The organism is Myxococcus sp. CA023 (assembly GCF_010998615.1).
Taxonomy (GTDB): Bacteria; Myxococcota; Myxococcia; order Myxococcales; family Myxococcaceae; genus Myxococcus.
Genome location: NZ_JAAEAH010000053.1, coordinates 1 through 17,313 on the forward strand (window position 1 = coordinate 1; position 17,313 = coordinate 17,313).

At 67.0% G+C, this 17,313-nt stretch carries 17 protein-coding genes, 1 tRNA gene and 1 pseudogene; 11 read left to right on the forward strand and 8 right to left on the reverse strand.

Features of this window, described 5'->3' with window-relative positions; translation table 11 throughout:
* The 7 genes and pseudogenes from F8M74_RS22790 to F8M74_RS22820 form a co-directional block, all read left to right on the forward strand.
* Positions 1-474 (forward strand): annotated as a pseudogene (locus tag F8M74_RS22790) (DNA primase); the annotation flags it as partial.
* Between the two features lie 92 nt (positions 475-566).
* Positions 567-2,693 carry an RNA polymerase sigma factor RpoD gene (rpoD, locus tag F8M74_RS22795; RefSeq protein ID WP_011555174.1) on the forward strand — a complete coding sequence of 709 codons (2,127 nt, stop codon included), beginning with the start codon at positions 567-569 and terminating at the stop codon, positions 2,691-2,693.
* Positions 2,694-2,813: 120 nt separating this feature from the next.
* Positions 2,814-3,161 carry an MGMT family protein gene (locus F8M74_RS22800; RefSeq protein WP_228559958.1) on the forward strand — a complete coding sequence of 116 codons (348 nt, stop codon included), beginning with the start codon at positions 2,814-2,816 and terminating at the stop codon, positions 3,159-3,161.
* A 79-nt stretch (positions 3,162-3,240) separates the two neighbouring features.
* Positions 3,241-3,313 (forward strand) — tRNA-Ile (locus F8M74_RS22805).
* Positions 3,314-3,840: 527 nt separating this feature from the next.
* Positions 3,841-4,587 (forward strand): 3-oxoacyl-ACP reductase family protein, encoded by a 747-nt coding sequence (locus F8M74_RS22810; protein ID WP_141257343.1) that lies wholly within the window; start codon positions 3,841-3,843, stop codon positions 4,585-4,587.
* Between the two features lie 23 nt (positions 4,588-4,610).
* Positions 4,611-4,928, forward strand: coding sequence for a multidrug efflux SMR transporter (locus tag F8M74_RS22815; RefSeq protein ID WP_141257342.1), 318 nt, complete (start codon positions 4,611-4,613; stop codon positions 4,926-4,928).
* Positions 4,929-4,966: 38 nt separating this feature from the next.
* Positions 4,967-5,551: a TetR/AcrR family transcriptional regulator gene (locus F8M74_RS22820; protein WP_011555178.1), complete on the forward strand. Its 585-nt coding sequence runs from the start codon at positions 4,967-4,969 to the stop codon at positions 5,549-5,551.
* A 309-nt stretch (positions 5,552-5,860) separates the two neighbouring features.
* On the opposite strand, the gene F8M74_RS22825 is transcribed toward F8M74_RS22820, so the two are convergent.
* Positions 5,861-7,333: a HAMP domain-containing sensor histidine kinase gene (locus F8M74_RS22825; protein ID WP_141257340.1), complete on the reverse strand. Its 1,473-nt coding sequence runs from the start codon at positions 7,331-7,333 to the stop codon at positions 5,861-5,863.
* Positions 7,330-8,004: a response regulator transcription factor gene (locus F8M74_RS22830; RefSeq protein WP_011555180.1), complete on the reverse strand. Its 675-nt coding sequence runs from the start codon at positions 8,002-8,004 to the stop codon at positions 7,330-7,332. Before F8M74_RS22830 ends, F8M74_RS22825 begins: the two co-directional genes overlap by 4 nt.
* 159 nt (positions 8,005-8,163) lie before the next feature.
* Here F8M74_RS22830 and F8M74_RS22835 point away from each other — a divergent pair, with 159 nt between their 5' ends.
* Positions 8,164-9,321, forward strand: coding sequence for an alpha/beta fold hydrolase (locus F8M74_RS22835; protein WP_141257339.1), 1,158 nt, complete (start codon positions 8,164-8,166; stop codon positions 9,319-9,321).
* Between the two features lie 154 nt (positions 9,322-9,475).
* On the opposite strand, the gene F8M74_RS22840 is transcribed toward F8M74_RS22835, so the two are convergent.
* The 5 genes from F8M74_RS22840 to F8M74_RS38675 form a co-directional block, all read right to left on the reverse strand.
* Positions 9,476-10,393 carry a M14 family metallocarboxypeptidase gene (locus F8M74_RS22840; protein WP_141257338.1) on the reverse strand — a complete coding sequence of 306 codons (918 nt, stop codon included), beginning with the start codon at positions 10,391-10,393 and terminating at the stop codon, positions 9,476-9,478.
* Between the two features lie 55 nt (positions 10,394-10,448).
* Positions 10,449-10,799 (reverse strand): hypothetical protein, encoded by a 351-nt coding sequence (locus F8M74_RS22845; protein ID WP_141257337.1) that lies wholly within the window; start codon positions 10,797-10,799, stop codon positions 10,449-10,451.
* Entirely contained in the window at positions 10,784-11,056 is a 273-nt protein-coding gene (locus F8M74_RS38670) for a hypothetical protein (protein WP_368667186.1), read from the reverse strand. The genes F8M74_RS22845 and F8M74_RS38670 overlap by 16 nt, the downstream gene beginning before the upstream one ends.
* A 78-nt stretch (positions 11,057-11,134) precedes the next feature.
* Positions 11,135-11,362 (reverse strand): hypothetical protein, encoded by a 228-nt coding sequence (locus tag F8M74_RS22855; RefSeq protein WP_141257335.1) that lies wholly within the window; start codon positions 11,360-11,362, stop codon positions 11,135-11,137.
* A gap of 29 nt (positions 11,363-11,391) precedes the next feature.
* Complete coding sequence (locus F8M74_RS38675; RefSeq protein WP_141257334.1) at positions 11,392-11,529, reverse strand: transposase; 138 nt, start codon at positions 11,527-11,529, stop codon at positions 11,392-11,394.
* Between the two features lie 199 nt (positions 11,530-11,728).
* On the opposite strand from F8M74_RS38675, the gene F8M74_RS22865 reads away from it, so the two are divergent.
* From F8M74_RS22865 to F8M74_RS37510, 3 genes are all read left to right on the forward strand, one after another.
* Positions 11,729-13,003, forward strand: coding sequence for a triacylglycerol lipase (locus F8M74_RS22865; RefSeq protein WP_228559956.1), 1,275 nt, complete (start codon positions 11,729-11,731; stop codon positions 13,001-13,003).
* Positions 13,004-13,161: 158 nt separating this feature from the next.
* Positions 13,162-15,165, forward strand: a complete 2,004-nt coding sequence (locus F8M74_RS22870; RefSeq protein WP_228559954.1) for a peroxidase family protein — start codon at positions 13,162-13,164, stop codon at positions 15,163-15,165.
* A 68-nt stretch (positions 15,166-15,233) separates the two neighbouring features.
* A complete protein-coding gene (locus tag F8M74_RS37510; protein ID WP_194857014.1) occupies positions 15,234-15,485 on the forward strand; it encodes a hypothetical protein in 252 nt (83 codons plus the stop codon).
* Between the two features lie 128 nt (positions 15,486-15,613).
* Here F8M74_RS37510 and F8M74_RS22880 read toward each other — a convergent pair whose 3' ends face one another.
* Complete coding sequence (locus F8M74_RS22880) at positions 15,614-16,987, reverse strand: hypothetical protein (RefSeq protein WP_228559952.1); 1,374 nt, start codon at positions 16,985-16,987, stop codon at positions 15,614-15,616.
* Between the last annotated feature and the right edge of the window lie 326 nt (positions 16,988-17,313).

Below are 17,313 nucleotides of genomic sequence, written 5' to 3' on the forward strand. Positions count from 1 at the left end.
CCCCTGGAGAAGCCGCCCCCCGCGCTGGAGTGCTTCTACGTGGGCGCGGTGTTGAAAGAGCCACGGTTGATGGCGCGGGACACCTTCCGCGTGTGTGACGAGCTGTCCCACATGGGCCTGCGCATGGCGCTGGCGCATGCGACGTCGGGACACGGCGCCAATGATGCGCTCTTTGAATCCTCGGAAGCCGTGAAGCGCGGCATTGAAAGCGCGCTGCGGCAGCTCCCCTCGGAACCTGTTCCCCTGGAGGCGGCGTTCCTCTCCATCTGCAGGGAAATCATGGTGCGGCGCATCGACGAGCGGCTCGTTTATATAAAGCGGGCGACGGAGCAGACGCCGGGGGCGTTCGACCTGACAGAGGAGACGCGCCAGCTCCTGGCGGAGCGCGTGGAACTGTTGGCGCTCAAGAAGCGTGTCCTGGAGGAGCTCAAGCCTGCCTCCTCGGGAACAAAGGCGCCCATGCAACCGGTTTGAGTTCGCGTTTGTAAGAAACCCTGACTTTGCGGTAGATCGGCCGGCTCGCCCAGGCCTCAAGCCCCTGAATTTGCTCAAGGAGAAGTACCCGAATGCCGACGCAGAAGCCCTCGAAGGCGTCCGTGAAGCCGACCAAGAAGAAGGTGGATCCGGTGATCCGCAAGAAGAAGGCTCCGGACGGTGCCGCGGCGAAGGGGGCCAAGACGGGCGCCGAGGAGAAGGAAGAACTCGTCGCGAGGGACGTCGTCGCCGAGGCGACGGAGAAGCTCAAGAAGAAGAAGAAGGGCGTGGCGCCGGCCATGGGCGATGACGTGGACCCGGAGGAGGCCGCGGAAGAGGCCGCCGCCGCCGTCCAGGTCGACCCCGACGCCGTCGAGGACGACATCGAGGAGGATCCGGTCGCCGAGCGCAAGGAGGTCAAGGACCTGCTCGCCGCGGGCCGTGAGAAGGGCTTCCTCACGTACGACGAGGTCAATGACGCGCTCCCCGCCGACATCGTGTCGTCCGATCAGATCGACGACGTGATGAGCATGTTCGGCGACAACGACATCGAGATTGTCGACGCGCAGAAGGCCGCTCAGAACAACGAAATCAAGCCCACCGTCACCGTCGAGGAAGAGAAGGAAGACGCCGACGAGGACGAGAAGGACGAGGACGACGAGCCGGGCGGCAAGTCGAACGACCCGGTGCGCCTGTACCTGCGCAAGATGGGCAGCGTCAGCCTGCTCACCCGCGAGGGCGAGGTCGAAATCGCCAAGCGCATCGAGGACGGTGAGAAGGAAGTCCTCCGCGCGCTGCTGGCGTGCAAGGTGGCCGTCGAGGAGATACTCGACATTGGCAACAAGCTGAAGACGGCCAAGCTGCGCGTGCGCGACGTCATCAAGGACGCGCCGGAAGAGACGCAGTCCGAAGGTGCCGAAGAGGCGCCCGAGGAGGTCGGCGAGGGCGACGCTCCGGCGCAGCTGGCGCAGAGCGAGCTCAACAAGATTGAGCAGATCTGCAAGCAGATCGAGCGCTTCCGCAAGTTCGCCCAGGACTGCGACGTCTTGGAGGAGGAGCTGTCCTCCAAGAAGAAGCTGACCGAGGTCCGCAAGAAGGAAGTGAAGCAGGAGATCAAGGACCTCCGGACCAAGATGATGGAGGTCCTGGAGGAGATGCGGCTCAACAAGAAGCAGGTGGACCGCATCGTCATCAACCTCAAGGCCCTCATCGAGCGCGTCGACAAGGCCGAGGACGAGCTGCGTGATTTGGAGCGCCGCTACGACTGCTCCATGAAGGAGCTGCGCCCGCAGCTGAAGGAGTCGCGGGAGAACCCCAACATCGGCAAGAAGCTGCAGAAGCAGCTCAACCTCACGCCGGAGCAGTTGGAGGTCCTGGACCGCGACGTGCGCACGGCGGTGCGGAAGATCAAGAAGGTCGAGGAGGAGGCCAACCTCCCCGTCGAGTCGCTGCGCCGCAACTATGACGCCATCCGCCTGGGTGAGCGCCGCGCCGAGCGCGCCAAGAGCGAGCTGGTGGAGGCCAACCTGCGCCTCGTGGTGTCCATCGCGAAGAAGTACACCAACCGCGGCCTGCAGTTCCTGGACCTCATCCAGGAGGGCAACATCGGCCTGATGAAGGCCGTGGACAAGTTCGAGTACAAGCGCGGCTACAAGTTCTCGACCTACGCCACCTGGTGGATTCGTCAGGCCATCACCCGCGCCATCGCGGACCAGGCCCGCACCATCCGCATCCCGGTGCACATGATCGAGACCATCAACAAGCTCATCCGCACCAGCCGCTACCTGGTGCAGGAGATTGGCCGCGAGCCGACGCCGGAGGAGATCGCGGAGAAGATGGAGCTGCCGCTCGACAAGGTCCGCAAGGTCCTGAAGATCGCCAAGGAGCCCATCTCCCTCGAGACGCCGATTGGCGAGGAAGAGGACAGCCACCTGGGCGACTTCATCGAGGACAAGAGCCTCGTGTCGCCGGCCGACGCCGTCATCAACATGAACCTGGCGGAGCAGACCCGGAAGGTGCTCGCCACGCTGACGCCGCGCGAGGAGAAGGTGCTCCGTATGCGCTTCGGCATCGGCGAGAAGTCCGACCACACGCTGGAAGAGGTGGGCCAGGACTTCGAGGTGACGCGCGAGCGCATCCGTCAGATTGAGGCAAAGGCCCTGCGCAAGCTGCGCCACCCGAGCCGCTCCAAGCGCCTGCGCTCCTTCGTGGAGAGCTGAGCCGGGCTTGAGCTGAGCTGGTACGTAGGCCCCCGCTCCATTCATGGACCGGGGGCCTTCGTGTTTCTAGAGTCCGGAGCCGTGGCGCTCCGAGCGAAGACCCAGACACCGAAGGCAGAAGTGAAGAAGGCTCCCCTCCCCTTCTCCAAGGCGGTGTGGAAGGCGGTCCGGGCCATTCCGAGAGGGCAGGTGCGCTCCTATGCCCAGGTGGCGCTCTACGCGGGCCGTCCTGGGGCGGCGCGGGGTGTGGGCCGGGAGATGGCCACCCTGCCCCAGCAGCCCGAGCTGCCGCTGCCCTGGTGGCGCGTCACGCGCTCGGACGGGACGCTGGCGCCCCAGGTGGCGCAGGAGCAGGCACGGCGACTGAGGGCCGAGGGCGTGGAGGTGACGCAGCGTGGGGACACCTTCCGCGTGAAGGTGCCCCGCGAGGCGCCGGCCCCTGGACTGGCAACGAAGCGTAAGCGCTGAAGCCGGGTAAAACGACGCCCCTTGCCAGGACTGCGTACCCGGCGATATGCAATCCGTCACGCAGTTGGTTGGCGCATGAGGGCCCTTAGCTCAGCGGTTAGAGCTGTCGGCTCATAACCGATTGGTCCCTGGTTCGAATCCAGGAGGGCCCACTTCCCTCAATGCCTCTCAATTCCTTGGAAATCTCTTCAAGGGCGTCTGTCCATTGAGCGGCATCCGCGGTGTTCCGCACCACCGGCGCCACCTCCTTGGCATTGAGATAGGACGGGGCGCGCTTGGACACCTTGCGCCGGGCGGACGGCAGCCGCAGGGTTGTCGCCCTTCCAGAGCCCGCGCTGGATGGCCTTGGAGAAGAGGCACTGTGCGAAGCCGCACAGGTTGTTGATCGACTTGGGCGAGAGCTCAGCGGCCGCGGCGGAGAACGCCCCATCAAGACGGGCTGCGGTTCACCTCGGGGAGCGTCAACGCACCCAGGCGGGGCCGAAGGTGAGCATCAAGCCCCTCGCTCGCCTCCTCCTCACCTGCTTGAGGGAACTGGCTCACTCACCTTGGCGCAGAGAGCGCGGGCTCTTTCCCGCAAAGGGCTCTGCTGGGGACATATGAACCGGTCATTAAGGAAGTCTTGACGGAGACACCCTCGCTGCGTAGACATTTTAAACGACCGGTTTCAAAGTAGAGGGTGGACATGATGGCGTTCAGTGGCAAGGCGGCGTTGGTGACAGGTGGCACGCGTGGCATCGGCGCCGCCATCGTTCGGCATCTGGCAAAGGGGGGGGCGGACGTAGCCTTCACCTATGCGAACTCTGGCGACAAAGCGGCCACGCTGGTCGGTGAACTCAAGGCACTCGGCCGACGGGCCGTGGCCATCCAGGCGGACAACGGAGACCCCGACGCCGTCCGTGGCGCAGTCGACCGCGCGGCGTCCGAGTTGGGCCGCCTGGACATCCTGGTCAACAACGCCGGCATCTTCCCTTCCGGACCGTTCGAAAAGGTCACACTCGAGGAACTCGACAGGACGCTGGCAATCCACGTTCGAGGCGTGTTCGTCGCGTCTCAAGCCGCGCTCGCGCACATGCCGCAGGGTGGCCGCATCATCTCGATTGGTTCCTGCTTCGCGCAGCGCGTGCCCTATGGCGGAGTCACGCTCTACTCGATGAGCAAGTCCGCCTTGATCGGCCTGACGAAGGGCCTGGCACGGGAAGTCGGCGAGCGCGGCATCACAGTGAACGTGATCGACCCCGGGTCGACGGATACCGACATGAATCCGGCGACCGGACCCGCCGTCGCGGCCGAGTTGGCGCTCATGTCCCTTAAGCACTACGCGCAGCCCGAGGACATCGCCGCCACCGTCGGGCACCTGGCGGGTGCCAGCGGGCGATTCATCACAGGCACCTCCATCGCGGTCGATGGTGGCTTTTCGGCTTGAAGCCGCGACAGCAAGAGGCGTTCATGGCATGGATTGTGTTGATATTGGCCGGGTGTCTGGAGATCACCTGGGCGCTCGCGCTCAAGCGAGCCGACGGCCTGACCCGGTTCTGGCCCAGTGTCATCGGCATCGGCCTCGCCATGGTCAGCCTGGTGCTGCTGTCGCTCGCCTTGAAGCAACTGCCCGTCGGAACGGCCTACGCTGTCTGGGTGGGGATGGGCATGTGCGGCGTCGCGGTCTTCGGCATGCTATTTCTCGGCGAACAGGTCTCGGCACCACGTATCTTCTTCCTGGTGATGATCGGTACCGGCGTCGCTGGCCTGCGGGCAATCGAGCGATGACTCCGCGCAAGGCGAAGACGAAGAAGCCCTCCGCTGTGATGGGCCGCCCCCGCGGGTTCGACCGCGACGAGGCACTTGTGGAGGCGATGCGGGTGTTTTGGGCGCGCGGCTACGAGGGCACGTCCATCCAGGATCTGGTCGATGCGATGGGCGTCAACAAGCCCAGCCTCTATTCCATCTTCGGCTGCAAGGAAGAGCTCTTCCGCGAAGCCGTTGAACTCTACGACCGGCTCGAAGGCATTCACACCACCCGCAGCCTGGAGGATGCTCCGTCCGCACGCGCGGCGGTGGAGGAGATGCTGCGCGCCAATGCGCGGGCCTACACCGCCAGCGACAAACCTCGGGGGTGCATGATCGTCCTGTCTTCGCTCCTGGGCTCGCCGGAGAACGAGCGGGTCAGGACCTTCCTCGCGGAGAATCGCCTCAGGGGTGAGCGTGCGCTGAAGCAGCGACTCGAGCGAGGCATTCTCGATGGAGACCTCCCTGCATCCGCCGAGGTGGGGATGCTCGCCGCGTTCTACACCACGGTGCTGGAGGGCTTGTCGATACAGTCTCGCGATGGCGCCTCCGCGAAGAAGCTCGCCGCCATCATTGATGCCGCGATGCTCGCTTGGCCGACATGAGAGAATACATCTCACGCTTCTTTGACCCAACGAAGCTCACGCGCAGTACATGGGGACGCCCCACATCATGAAGGCCATCAATCCGCCAGGAAGACCCGCGCCTGACTTCTATAGCCAAGCCATCGACCTGGTGGAGTTCGGAGCGGGGGGGCGCACCATCTCCGAGGCGGCACGCAACCTTGATGCTCGCGGGTGTACGCCAAGGTGATTGCCCTGGCCCTCTCGCGCCAGCTGGAACTGTCGATGCGGCAGAAGGCAGGCGAGTCGGGCCAGACACAGGCGATGGGGCGGCTCCAGCCAGTACGCGCCTCAATCTTTGCAACACGCTGACGGGTCGATGCTTCTTCCTGCGGGAGCTCTTCGCACCCGCATCCGGAATGTCGCGCCGCCGCCTTCTGTGGGCAGGTGCTGCAGGCTACCGCCGTGACCTTCCGAGATGCGGCGGGCGATGGCCAGACCCAACCCGGTTCCACTCCACTGACCTTCCCGGCGCCAAAAGGGCTCGAAGATGTTCTCTCGGTCGGACTCCTCGACGCCGGGGCCGTGATCGACGACGTCGACCGTGGCGCTGGACGTGCTGGCTTCCATCCTGACGATCACCGTCCCGCCAGCGGGCTCGGCGCGCAGCGCATTGTCGAGCAGGTTGGCCAACGCCGACCGAAGGCCATCGGCCTGTCCCAGCACCATCTCGGAGGGCGATGCGGCTTCCAGGGCGATGGCTCGTCCGCTCCGCAGCGCCAGCGGCGCCATGTCGCTGATCAGATCACGCAGCTGCTGGACGAGATCCAGCGCTCTCCAATCCGCCGGGGTCTGTCCCTGCATGCGGAAAGCCGCGAGCAGCTGGTCGACCATCAGCCCCAGCCGCGTCGCATCGCGCCGCAGGTCGCGCGTGGCGGGGCTGTCGCCCAGGGAGTCAAGCCGGGCGCAGAGAATCGCCACAGGGGTGCGCAACTCGTGCGCGGCATTGGCGACGAACAGTTGCTGGCGGGAGACGCCGCGCTCAAGCCTTTCCAGCAGCTGATTGATGGCCGTGACGAAGGGCTGGATCTCCTTGGGCACGCCATCGGGCGACAGCCGCTGGTCCAGCGTCTCGAGGCCGATGCCGGATGCGGCGTTGGCGGCCCTCGTGAGGGGTTGTAGCGCGCGACGCAGCATCAGTGGCAGCACGAGGACGGTGGCGAGGACGGCCGAACCAAACAGCTTCATCACGCGCGGAATCAGCGTCAGCAGCGCGGTTGGCAGGTCATCCAGTCCGAGGCGATTGCCGCTCGTCACGACGACCGCGGTCCCGATGCCGTGGACCGGGAACATCGAGACGTTCGCGCGCTGGCCCTCTCCGAGGGCGATCACCGGATCTCCGCACTCAGCGAGCAGCTGCACACACTGCAGGTCGGGGAAGTGCCGGTACAGGTCGGCGAGGGTGGGCGCCGGTTCGAGGTTCGCGCCAGGTGCGGCCCAGCCGCGTGGAGCGATCGCGTGGGCAAGCTGCTGCGATGATCCGGGCACCAGGCGGCCGTCCAGGTACACGGCGTAGGCCAGCTGCGGACGTCGTGCCTGATAGGCGCGCAGAGCGCTCGATGGCTCGATGCGAGGGGCGCCTGCCGGGTCCAGCGTGATCGACTCGGCGACGCGACGTTGGGAGGTCGCGGCGGACAGATCGTCGTGCGAGACGGAGTGGGAGAACACCATCCAGAACAGCATCAGCCCGGTGATGACGATGAGCTGCGTTGCGAGGACGGCCGCGATCAGGCGCGGCGCCAGGGAGTCCGTGAGACGCTTCATGGCTCGTCGATAAGATAGCCGACGCCCCGGACCGGGTGCAGCACCACACCCGCGCCACAATCCTCGAGCCGCCGTCGCAGCCTGGAGATGTGTGCTTCCAGGGTGTTGGCACTGGGCTCCTCGTCGAACCCGTAGACCTCCTTGATGAGGGTGTCGCGCTGGACGACCCGCCGCGCGCGGCGCATCAGGGCGGCCAGCAGCGAGGCCTCGCGCCGGCGAAGCAGCAGCGGCCTTCCCTGCACCGTCATCTGCCTGGAGCCGAGGTCGTACTCGATGGCGCCGCAGCGCACCGGCTGCAGCTGTCGCGCCTGTGCAGGCCGTCGCAGCACCGAGCGGATGCGCGCCCGCAGCTCGTCTGCATGGAAAGGCTTTCCCATGTAGTCATCCGCACCCGCATCCAGGCCTGCGACTCTCTCCGGGACATCTCCCATCGCGCTGATCACCAGCACGCCCGCCTCCGGCTGCATGGCACGGAGCTCGGGAATCAGGCACAGGCCGTCGCCATCGGGCAGGCGGCGGTCCAGAAGCACGATCGCGTAGGCGCCCAGGTGGATCGCGCTACGGGCCTCGGTGACCGAAGCCACGGCGTCGACCGAGAAGCCCTGGGACGTCGCTTCATTTGCCACCAGCCGCGCGAGTTCCGGCTCATCCTCGACAAGGAGCGCACGCATGAGTCCCCTCCGTGTCGGCGGACGCTACTCCTCCCGGGGCGAAGGCGCCGCGACAATCAGCGACTGTCAGGCTCGTGCAAGCCTGCGCTGCCAGAAGAGAGTGGAAGGAGGTGGGCGATGCCCCCTATGCGAGCACCTGCGTACTGTCTCGGGACCGAGATGACGAACCTCTTCCGTAATTGCTGCCTGGCCATCCTCCTGACGAGCTGTGCAGGCACCCCTACGGCCAGGGAGCAGGCTGGACCCGGCAGCCGGCGCGAAGCGACCGCCATCGTCGCCAACCTGCGCCGGATCGTAACCCCCATGGGTGTGGAGCGGATGGAGAAGATCCGCATCGGCGGGATCGACCAATGGGTCTCGATCCGCGGCGTCGACCGGGCGAATCCCGTGTTGCTGATGCTCCACGGAGGTCCCGGCTTCGTGTCGATGCCGACGAGCTGGTACTTCCAGCGGGGGTGGGAGGAGTACTTCACCGTCATCCAGTGGGATCAGCGCGGTGCTGGAAAAACCTACCTGGCGAATGACCCCTCCGCGGTCGCGGCGACCATGACGGCGGAGCGGTTGATCGCCGATACCGAGGAGATGATTCGCTGGGCACGCAAGGAGCTCGGCAAGGAGAAGATCTTCCTGCTCGGACATTCATGGGGCAGCTACCTCGGCCTGTCCGTAGCGCAACGTCACCCGGAATGGCTGCACGCGTATATCGGAATGGGACAGGCGACCGATGTTCTGGAGAGCGAACGGCGCGGATGGCGCTTTGCCATGGACAGGGCACGCGCAGCCGGAAACGAGGAGGCGATCAGGGAGCTGCAATCGATTGCGCCCTACGCGGCGCATGGCGCTGCGCTCGAGCTGCCCGTCGTCGCGATCCAGCGCAAGTGGCTCGGCTTCTATGGTGGCCAGGTGCACGGGCGGACGGGTGGCCAGGCCGAAGCGGAGGGCTTCGCACTCTCTCCGGAGTACACGGATGCCGAGCTGGCCTCGGTGTGGACCGCCAACGAGCTCTCCGAGGAGAAGCTGTTCCCCGCCGTGTTGCGGGCCGACTTCAGCAACGTGACCCGGCTCGAGTGCCCGATGCTTCTCTTCAATGGCCGGCACGACTACAACGTGTCGGCAAGCGTCGCGGCCGAATGGTTCGAGCGCCTTCACGCCCCCATCAAGCACCTAGTCTGGTTCGAGAACTCGGCTCACGAGCTCATGAACGAAGAGCCGGGCAAGATGCTGCTGTCGCTGGTCAGGTACGCCCGGCCCATCGCCGAGGCGGCAGGCGATGCACCGAAGCCAGCACCCCGGGACGCGGCCACCGGGGCGCGATAGGCACGACACGCCACCCTGAAGTCCTACTCCCACTCCAGCGGGCCCTGCGCCGCTGCCACCGGCGCCGCCTGCGTCGGCTCGCCCACGTGAGCCGTGACGGCCACGAGGTCGAGCGTGGCGTGCGCTCGACGTCGAGATTGGATTGGCACGTCCCCTACGGATGCGCCAACGCGTAATCGATCGCCGCCGTGACCGCCGCCACCTGCGCGTCGCTGCACTGCGCGGGCGTCGCGCGCGGGCTGTCGGGGTAGACCTCGGTGGTCGTCACGTAGCGGGCGCGCGTGATGCCAGCGCACAGTCCGAGCTGGCGGAGTGCGTAGTGGATGACGCCCGGGGCGACGACGGGAGAGCCAATGATCTTGCCGTCGGCGTCGGGCGGGGCGATGTGGGTGACCCTCGCGACCGCGGCGATGACCGCCTGCTGGAAGTCGAGCCGCGGGTTCTCGGTGTCGCCCACGACGTAGAATCCGTCGGGGGTGTGGTCGGGCTCGAAGGGCTTGCCGTCGCGCGCGGCCAAGGCGGGGCGGAACTCCGCCTCGTCCGAGTCGGTGGTCTCATGCAGGTCCACGTGCACGAGCACGCGGTCGCGCAGCGGGGCGACCAGCCGCATGAGGGCCGCCGACTCCTCCGCGGGGCTGGGCTCGCGGAAGGAGCGGTTCGGGTCGATGGCATTCATGTTCCAGCGCTGGATCCGCTCGTAGGCCCACGGGCTGACGCACGGGACGACGAGCAGGTTGAAGCGGCCCGCGTAGCCAGCCGCATGCCGCTCGACGAACTGCAGCGCGCCGTGGACGCCGCTCGTCTCGTAGCCGTGTACCCCACCCGTGACCAGCGCCACCGGCAACCCGTCGCGCCAGTCGCGGCTCGCGAGCGCGAACAGCGGGTACGTGTCCGGCGGGTAGTCCAGCAGGCCGTACTGCACCACGTCGAAGCGCGCGCGCAGGCGCTCTATCGCGCTCAGCACGTCGGCCGCGTAGCTGCGCTTGCGGGTCTGGCGGGACCGCCAGGCCGTGACTTCCGCCTCACCCCAGGGGCTTCCGGGGGAACCAATAGGGTACGGTGCAGTGCTCATATCGGCGATTCTAGAGCGGGTTGCGGGCCGCTACCCGGGATTCTCGTGTGTGACATCAGACATTCGATGCAGCGGTGAAGACCGCGAGTTGATCGGCGAAGGCGCGCTGGGAGGCCGGCCGCGCTTCGCCCCGGGCGACATACGCGGAGAGGCTCGAATCGTCCTCCAGGATGTGCGCTCCGGTGAGCCTGCGCAGCACCGTCACCATGAGCAGGTCCGCGGCGCTGAAGGCGCCGCCGAGCCACTCGGAATGGCCGAGCGCCGCGGAGAGGTCGTCGAGACGCACCCGGATGCGTTCCTCGAGCATGGGCAGGCGCTCCGCGTGCCGGCTCTTGTCGCTCTCCATGAGGGTCGCGGCTTCGAGCTCGGCGATGGGCGGCTCGACCGTGTTCAGCGCGGCAAACATCCACGCGTTCGAGCGCCCGCGCATAAGACGGATAGGGACTCAGTTGAGGGTGGCGGGCAGGAGCAGAGGGGACGAGGAGGGCCGCTGACGGGGGTCGTCCGAGCTGTGTGCCAGGCCGGTGGAGAGGCCGCTTGAGCCCCTTGGGGTACACGCCTGTCCACGCCGCCCTCCCGCGGCACGCAGACGCCGTCTGGCACCAGCGAATGGAAGTGCGGCGTCACCTGCAACGCCGAGCCGAAGAACTGGACGAATGACACAGCCCCGACCTGCCCGCCGCGCAGGCCCCGCCGCGCCGTCAAGGCACTCCCCGCCGATGGACGCCTCGCCTCCCCCGCTCAGGACATGTACTCGATGGCGAAGAGCTCCGCCCACAGGGGAGTCTCCTCGGCCACCGCCTTACCATCCGGGTTGGCCTGGCGCAGGAGCGCGTCGGTGATGGGCGCCCCGTCGGCGGTGCGCTTGAGCGGCTCCACGAAGCCGCCCCCGCCGGTCTCCAGCACCTCCGACACCACGTCGAACGCGGTGAACAGGTCCCCCAGGCGCACGAAGCCGGGGTGGGCCATGTGCCCTCCGTGGCGGGGAGGCAGCTACCCTATTCGCCCCCCCGTAACCACTGCGAGAGCGTCGGCTGGGAGACTCCCACCTGGCGCGCCAACGCAACCGCGCTCACCGCGCCAGGGCCCACCATCCGCTTCACCATCTGCGCCTTGAATGCATCCGTGTACGGCACCGCATCCTGCCTGCTCTCGCCCCATGGGCGTCGTCAGCTCGGCACCTCAGTCGAGGCGACAACTTCCCTGACACACGGGGTCCCCTCCCCTGGCGGGCGGCTGGCCCGAGGCCGCCTGCCCCCTCACGTCCTTCCTGCCCCGGCCCGCGGTGGCGTCTCCACCCAGGCGGCCTTAATTCAAGTCAGGGGAGGCGCATCCATGACCAGCCATCTCGTGCTCGTGCCCGGCTTCGGTGGATTTGATGCACTGGGCTCGCTCCGCTACTACCACGGCGTGACGGAAGTGCTTCAGGCTGGTGACGACGAGCGCCCCGTGCACTACTTCACCAACCTGCCCACGGCGAGCGTCCAGACGCGGGCCCAGGCGCTCCAGTCGTGGCTGTCCGAACTGCGGAATCGACGGGCGATAGCGCCGGAAGATGAAATCCATCTGGTCGGCCATTCGACGGGTGGCCTGGACCTCCGCCAGTTGCTCATCAACCTCCGGAACCAGCAGGAGCAGAAATGTGCGGACAGCCCGCTCCCGCTGCTCAAGCAGTTCCGTACCGTGCAGTTCATCTCGACGCCCCACCAGGGAACCGCGCTCGCGCACCGGCTGGGCAACTCCCTCCCACAGGTGCTCGCGTCCCGCCTGTTCCTGCGCGTGATGTACGAGGGGGCGCGCGGACTGAGAGGCGTGGGGCTGGGGGTCCTCGGGCGCGCCCTCATGACATTGAGTCCCAGGCAACAGACGGCCGACTGGATCGACGCCATCATCGACACCCTGGTGCGTTGCTACTCCCGGGAGGCGAGCCTCCCGCGTGCTACCGCGCGCGGCACCTACTTCGACCTGCTGCGCTGGCTGCTTCACATGACCAGCGACTTCACCGTCATCACCGACCTGGACCCAGCTCCCGCCTCCCTGGCTCCCCCGAGTCCGGCCCATGCCGGGGATGCAGAGCTCGCTGCGGAGGCGGCCTTCATCGAGGAGCACCACATCCAGGTCCGCTCCATCGTAACGGTCGCGCCCCCCAGCAAGGCCTGGCCACCCACCTTGTTCAACGTGCTGCACGCGCTGACTGCCTTCAATCCTCCGCAGCGGCTGCGGCGCACGCGCGAACTCCGCGAACTCTGGACCGGCAAGCACCAGGTGCTGCGTCCCACCGACAACGATGGCATCGTCAACTCCGTCTCCCAGGTCTGGCCGGACGAGGCCCGCAGCCACCTGCTCCAGGGCGATCATGCGGACGTCATCGGGCACTTCAGCGCGCAGTGCCCACCGTCCCAGGCCAGTGTCGCGGCCACCACGTTCCGCCAGTACGATCTGCTGAACTCCCCCGCGGGCTTCGATCAACGGCGGTTCATCAGGCTCTGGAAGGACATCGGCCGCTTCACGGCCAGCCAGCAACACCGGGAAGCAACGGCGCCTCGGCCGCGCGGTGGTGCGCGCATCCACCACATTGGGAGCGCGCCGCCGCACCGGGCGGACTCGTGAACCCGGCCGCGGAGCCCCCACACAGCGTCGCCTGGCGCACCGCCCCCCACACACCCGGACGATTCAATCCACCGCTGCCATTCCCATGATGGCGGGGCCACGGCCCCCCGGCCGAAGCGGTTCGTCTGACAGGGGCTGTGACGGTCATGGGAGGGGTTATGAGTGGAATGGATGAGATGGAGGGGACCGTCCAACCCGTCGCGGGCGTGTCCACTGGCGTGCCCCATCCGGCCGCCGCGCGGCGAATCAAACCGGTCGCGCAGTCCACGCTCCGGCCCTTCCGCCGCACCGTCGCCTCGCGGGCCCTCTCTGGAGTCTTCGCCGGGCTCAACCGCGTCATTGCCTGGCACCGGCTGCCGAAGTTCCTGGGCCTGCTCAACCTGATACCCATCCGCGACGAGCTGCGGGCAAAGAACCTCTACGACACCACACACCTGCCCTCCACCCAGGTTCCCGAGCCCCCCACGTGGGATCCGGAACTGGCCACCCGGCGCGCCGCCGACGGCACGTACAACGACCTCTCGAATCCCCGGATGGGCGCCGCGGGCACGAGGTTCGGCCGCAACGTCCCGCTCGAGAACGCCTGGCCCGAGCCCGAGCCGGCGCTGCTGGAGCCGAGCCCCCGCGTCATCAGCAACCGGCTGCTCGCGCGCCAGTCGTTCGTTCCGGCCACCTCACTCAACCTGCTGGCCGCAGCGTGGATTCAATTCATGACCCACGACTGGTTCGACCATGGCTCGCCCAGGCGTGGCGGCGAGTTCAAGGTCCCCCTGGACAAGGAGCGCGGCGACTCCTGGTCCGAGGACCCCATGCGAATCCGCCGCACGCCCGAGGACCCCACTCGCATCCCCGGTGCCAAGGATGGCCCGCCCACGTACATCAACCAGCACTCACAATGGTGGGATGCCTCACAGATCTACGGGAGCAACGAGGAGGAGACGCGCGCCCTGCGCTGCACGGACGATGAGGACGGCGGCCAGCGTCGAGGCAAGCTCATCCTCGTCGGCGAAGGGATGGAGGCGCAGCTCCCGGTAGACCCCAATACCCACCTGCAGAAGTCCGGGGTGACGCACAACTGGTGGATTGGCCTGAGCCTGCTGCATACGACGTTCGCCAAGGAGCACAACGCCATCGTGGACCGGCTGCGGCTGGAGTTTCCCGACTGGGATGGCGACCGGCTCTTCCACACGGCCCGCCTCATCAACACGGCGTTGATGGCGAAAATCCACACCATTGAGTGGACGCCGGCGATCCTCGCGCATCCCACGACCGAGACCGCCCTCAACACCAACTGGTGGGGCCTGGTCGGCCAACGGGTGACCCGGCTGTTCGGGAGGATGAGCCGCAGCGAGCTCATCAGCGGCATCCCCGGGAGCGAGGTGAACCACCACGGCGTCCCCTTCGCGCTGACCGAGGAGTTCGTGGCCGTCTACCGCATGCACTCGCTGATACCCGACACGATGCGACTGCACCGGATGCGGGATGGCGTCCAGGTGCGCGAGGTGGCGATGGTGGACATCGCCGGCCCCAACACGCTGAAAGCCCTCGAAGGCGGGCTCACCATGGTGGACCTCTGCTACTCCTTCGGTATCAGCCACCCCGGCGCGCTCGTGCTGCACAACTACCCCGCCTTCCTGCGCGACCTCCACCGGCAGGATCCGGACGGCGCCGAGTCCCGCGTGGACCTGGCATCCATCGACGTGATGCGCGACCGGGAGCGCGGCGTGCCTCGCTACAACGCCTTCCGCAAGCTGATGCACCTCCAGCCGGCCCGCTCCTTCAAGGACATCACCCATAACGAGCAGTGGGCCCGGGAGCTGCGTGAGGTCTACGGCCACGTGGACCGCGTGGACCTGATGGTGGGCATGCTCGCCGAAGACCCGCCCAGGGGTTTTGGCTTCAGCGACACGGCCTTCCGCATCTTCATCCTCATGGCCTCGCGCCGGCTGGCGAGCGACCGCTTCTTCACCAACGACCAGAACGTCAACCTCTACACTCAGCCCGGGATGGCGTGGCTCAACGAGAACACCATGGCCAGCGTGCTGCTGCGCCACTACCCGGGACTCGCCCCCGCGCTCCGCCAGACCCGGAATGCATTCGCCCCCTGGGAGCCGGTGAGCATGGTGGCCACGGAGCCCCCCGCGGGAAGCCTCCTTCACTGAGCCGGGGTCACCACTCGTTCCAGGGGCGGGTGCCGGACCACTCCGGCCCCCGCGGGCAGGAGACTTCCATGCCATTCGGCACGATATTTCGAGAGCTGAAGTTCCCGAGCGGCCTGCGCGTGAGGAATCGCATCTTCCCCTCCAACGTCTCTGGCCGGTTCGACAACTACAACGGCACGGGGACCCAGACGCGCATCAACTGGGAGGTGAAGTTCGCCTGCGGCGGCGTGTGCGCCCGCCACCGGCGCACCATGCGGGCCGCTCGTGGTCAGCAAGCGAACCTCTGCAAGGGGCCCCTGGGTCTGGTGGCCATGGTTTGAGCCTCAACACCACGCAGCCTGGAGGCCCTCACGCCGTGGCCAGCCTTGCACGCGCAGTGGACAGTCCCGGTGCTCCAGAATCGCTCGCCCCCTCCAGCTTCCTTCCGGCTTGGGGAATCCGCGAGGCTTCATTCAGAAGCACGCCGCCAGAAGCGCCCTTCTCGCACGAAGTGCTCATGGACCCAGCGCTCGCTGGCGGAGGACAGCTGCCATTCGCCACGCCCCTCAAGGACCAGGATGTCACAGCGCGCAAGCATGGGGAGCATGGTCCGCTGCGAGCGCTCATCCTCGAAAGCGGCTCCTGCGTGAGCGAAGCGCCCGGGGGTGCCCAGTGCATCATTCAGCATGAGGCCGTAGGGGTCGACGAGGACGGGGGTCCCCTCTGGGATTCCGGGAAGCCGCCCGGCGGCGATTGCCCAAGCCGGTTCGAAGGTGCAAAGGGCTGAATCCGGGGGGACGGAGGCCCGGAGTGCGCTCCCGAGCGTGAGCAGGAAACGGTCTCGCTGATTCGCTGAGCGGATGGCCGCCGGCAGCGGTGAGAGTGCGATGAGCATCACTGTGGTGGTGACGAGCGCGGCTTGCGTGCGCGAGCGTGTGTCCGCCCAACTCAACACCACGGAGGCCCCCAACCCCGCGAGCACCGCCATGGTAGGCGCCAAGTGGGCGTTGTACTGGGCCCAATAGCTCTTCGACGACAAGAAGGTCACGAGCGTCAGAACCCAGGCGGCCGCGAAGAGTCGCTCGGCGACAGCCTCCCTTCGACGAGTTCGGGCCAGGGCCACGACCAAGCCCCATACACAGAGGACGGAGAAGCCCATGCGCCCGTCTCCCAGAACCATGAGAAGCCGGCGCCAGACATCTGACTCGCCATCGGGAGGGCGGAGCACCTGGAACCGAAGAAGGCCATCGAGCATCGCGGAGGGGGCGAGCGCGAAGAAGGGGCCCAGCCAGACCAGTCCCACGGCTGCCGCGACAAGCACGACCCGTAGGGCACGCCGTCCCTGGCCCTCCATGCCGCGAGCCCACACCGCGGCGATGACCCAGGCGCCGGCTGTCAGTTTGATGGCGCACGCGGTGGCAAGAAGGGCTCCGGCCAGCAGATCCCCCTTCCACCGTGAGGCATCAGCCCCATGCCGCAGCCAAACCCATGCCATGCCAAGACAGGCGAGGTTGAGCAGTGGCTCCAGGAAGGGCCCGCGCTCGGTGGCGGCCGCTTCTGGGAAGACGGCATAGGCGAGCGCGGCCACGACGCCCGCCCTGACTCCCCATTGCTCCTGAGCAATGCGTCCGCACAGGAGCGTGCTCAGTGCCCCGATCCCGGGGACGAACCAACGGACCACCGCGAATGCCAGCGCTGCGTCGAAGCCACGTGCGAGCGCGGCCACCGGCGCCAGCAACATGGCAATCCCAGGAGGGTGGACGAAGAAGTAGTCACGGTAGGGCAATACACCATGGGAAAGAAGTGCGGCGGCACTGAAATAGACGCCCTCGTCGTAGTCCACGGGATGCCCGAAAGCGCCTCCCCGGTGGAAGAAGCCCGCGATGCGCAGCAGCCATGCACCTGAAGCGATGAGCACCAGGGGCCACCAGGACAGGTGGAGACGGGGCGTAGAGAGATTCGAATAACGCACCCGGACACGCGTACTAAAGGCATCCCGGTGTGTCGAGAAGGCGCAAGTCAGTTCATGCGGCGTGGAGTTGCCCCCATCAAACCGGACAGCTCAGGCTGGGGAATTAGCGATACGGAATTCGCAGGGTGACGTCATGTTCAGTCCCCTTTGGTTGAGGTGGCGTCAGCGAAACCCACGCCGCTCCAGATTGAAACCAC

Bases quoted from the DNA above. Each gene is read 5' to 3' on its own strand.
- F8M74_RS22835 (WP_141257339.1), top strand. From the start codon at position 8,164: ATGACGAACCTCTTCCGTAATTGCTGCCTGGCCATCCTCCTGACGAGC.
- F8M74_RS22830 (WP_011555180.1), bottom strand. From the start codon at position 8,004: ATGCGTGCGCTCCTTGTCGAGGATGAGCCGGAACTCGCGCGGCTGGTG.
- F8M74_RS22855 (WP_141257335.1), bottom strand. From the start codon at position 11,362: ATGGCCCACCCCGGCTTCGTGCGCCTGGGGGACCTGTTCACCGCGTTC.
- F8M74_RS22825 (WP_141257340.1), bottom strand. From the start codon at position 7,333: ATGAAGCGTCTCACGGACTCCCTGGCGCCGCGCCTGATCGCGGCCGTC.
- F8M74_RS22870 (WP_228559954.1), top strand. From the start codon at position 13,162: ATGAGTGGAATGGATGAGATGGAGGGGACCGTCCAACCCGTCGCGGGC.
- F8M74_RS37510 (WP_194857014.1), top strand. From the start codon at position 15,234: ATGCCATTCGGCACGATATTTCGAGAGCTGAAGTTCCCGAGCGGCCTG.
- F8M74_RS22845 (WP_141257337.1), bottom strand. From the start codon at position 10,799: ATGTTTGCCGCGCTGAACACGGTCGAGCCGCCCATCGCCGAGCTCGAA.
- rpoD (WP_011555174.1), top strand. From the start codon at position 567: ATGCCGACGCAGAAGCCCTCGAAGGCGTCCGTGAAGCCGACCAAGAAG.
- F8M74_RS22865 (WP_228559956.1), top strand. From the start codon at position 11,729: ATGACCAGCCATCTCGTGCTCGTGCCCGGCTTCGGTGGATTTGATGCA.
- F8M74_RS22820 (WP_011555178.1), top strand. From the start codon at position 4,967: ATGGGCCGCCCCCGCGGGTTCGACCGCGACGAGGCACTTGTGGAGGCG.
- F8M74_RS22815 (WP_141257342.1), top strand. From the start codon at position 4,611: ATGGCATGGATTGTGTTGATATTGGCCGGGTGTCTGGAGATCACCTGG.
- F8M74_RS22840 (WP_141257338.1), bottom strand. From the start codon at position 10,393: ATGAGCACTGCACCGTACCCTATTGGTTCCCCCGGAAGCCCCTGGGGT.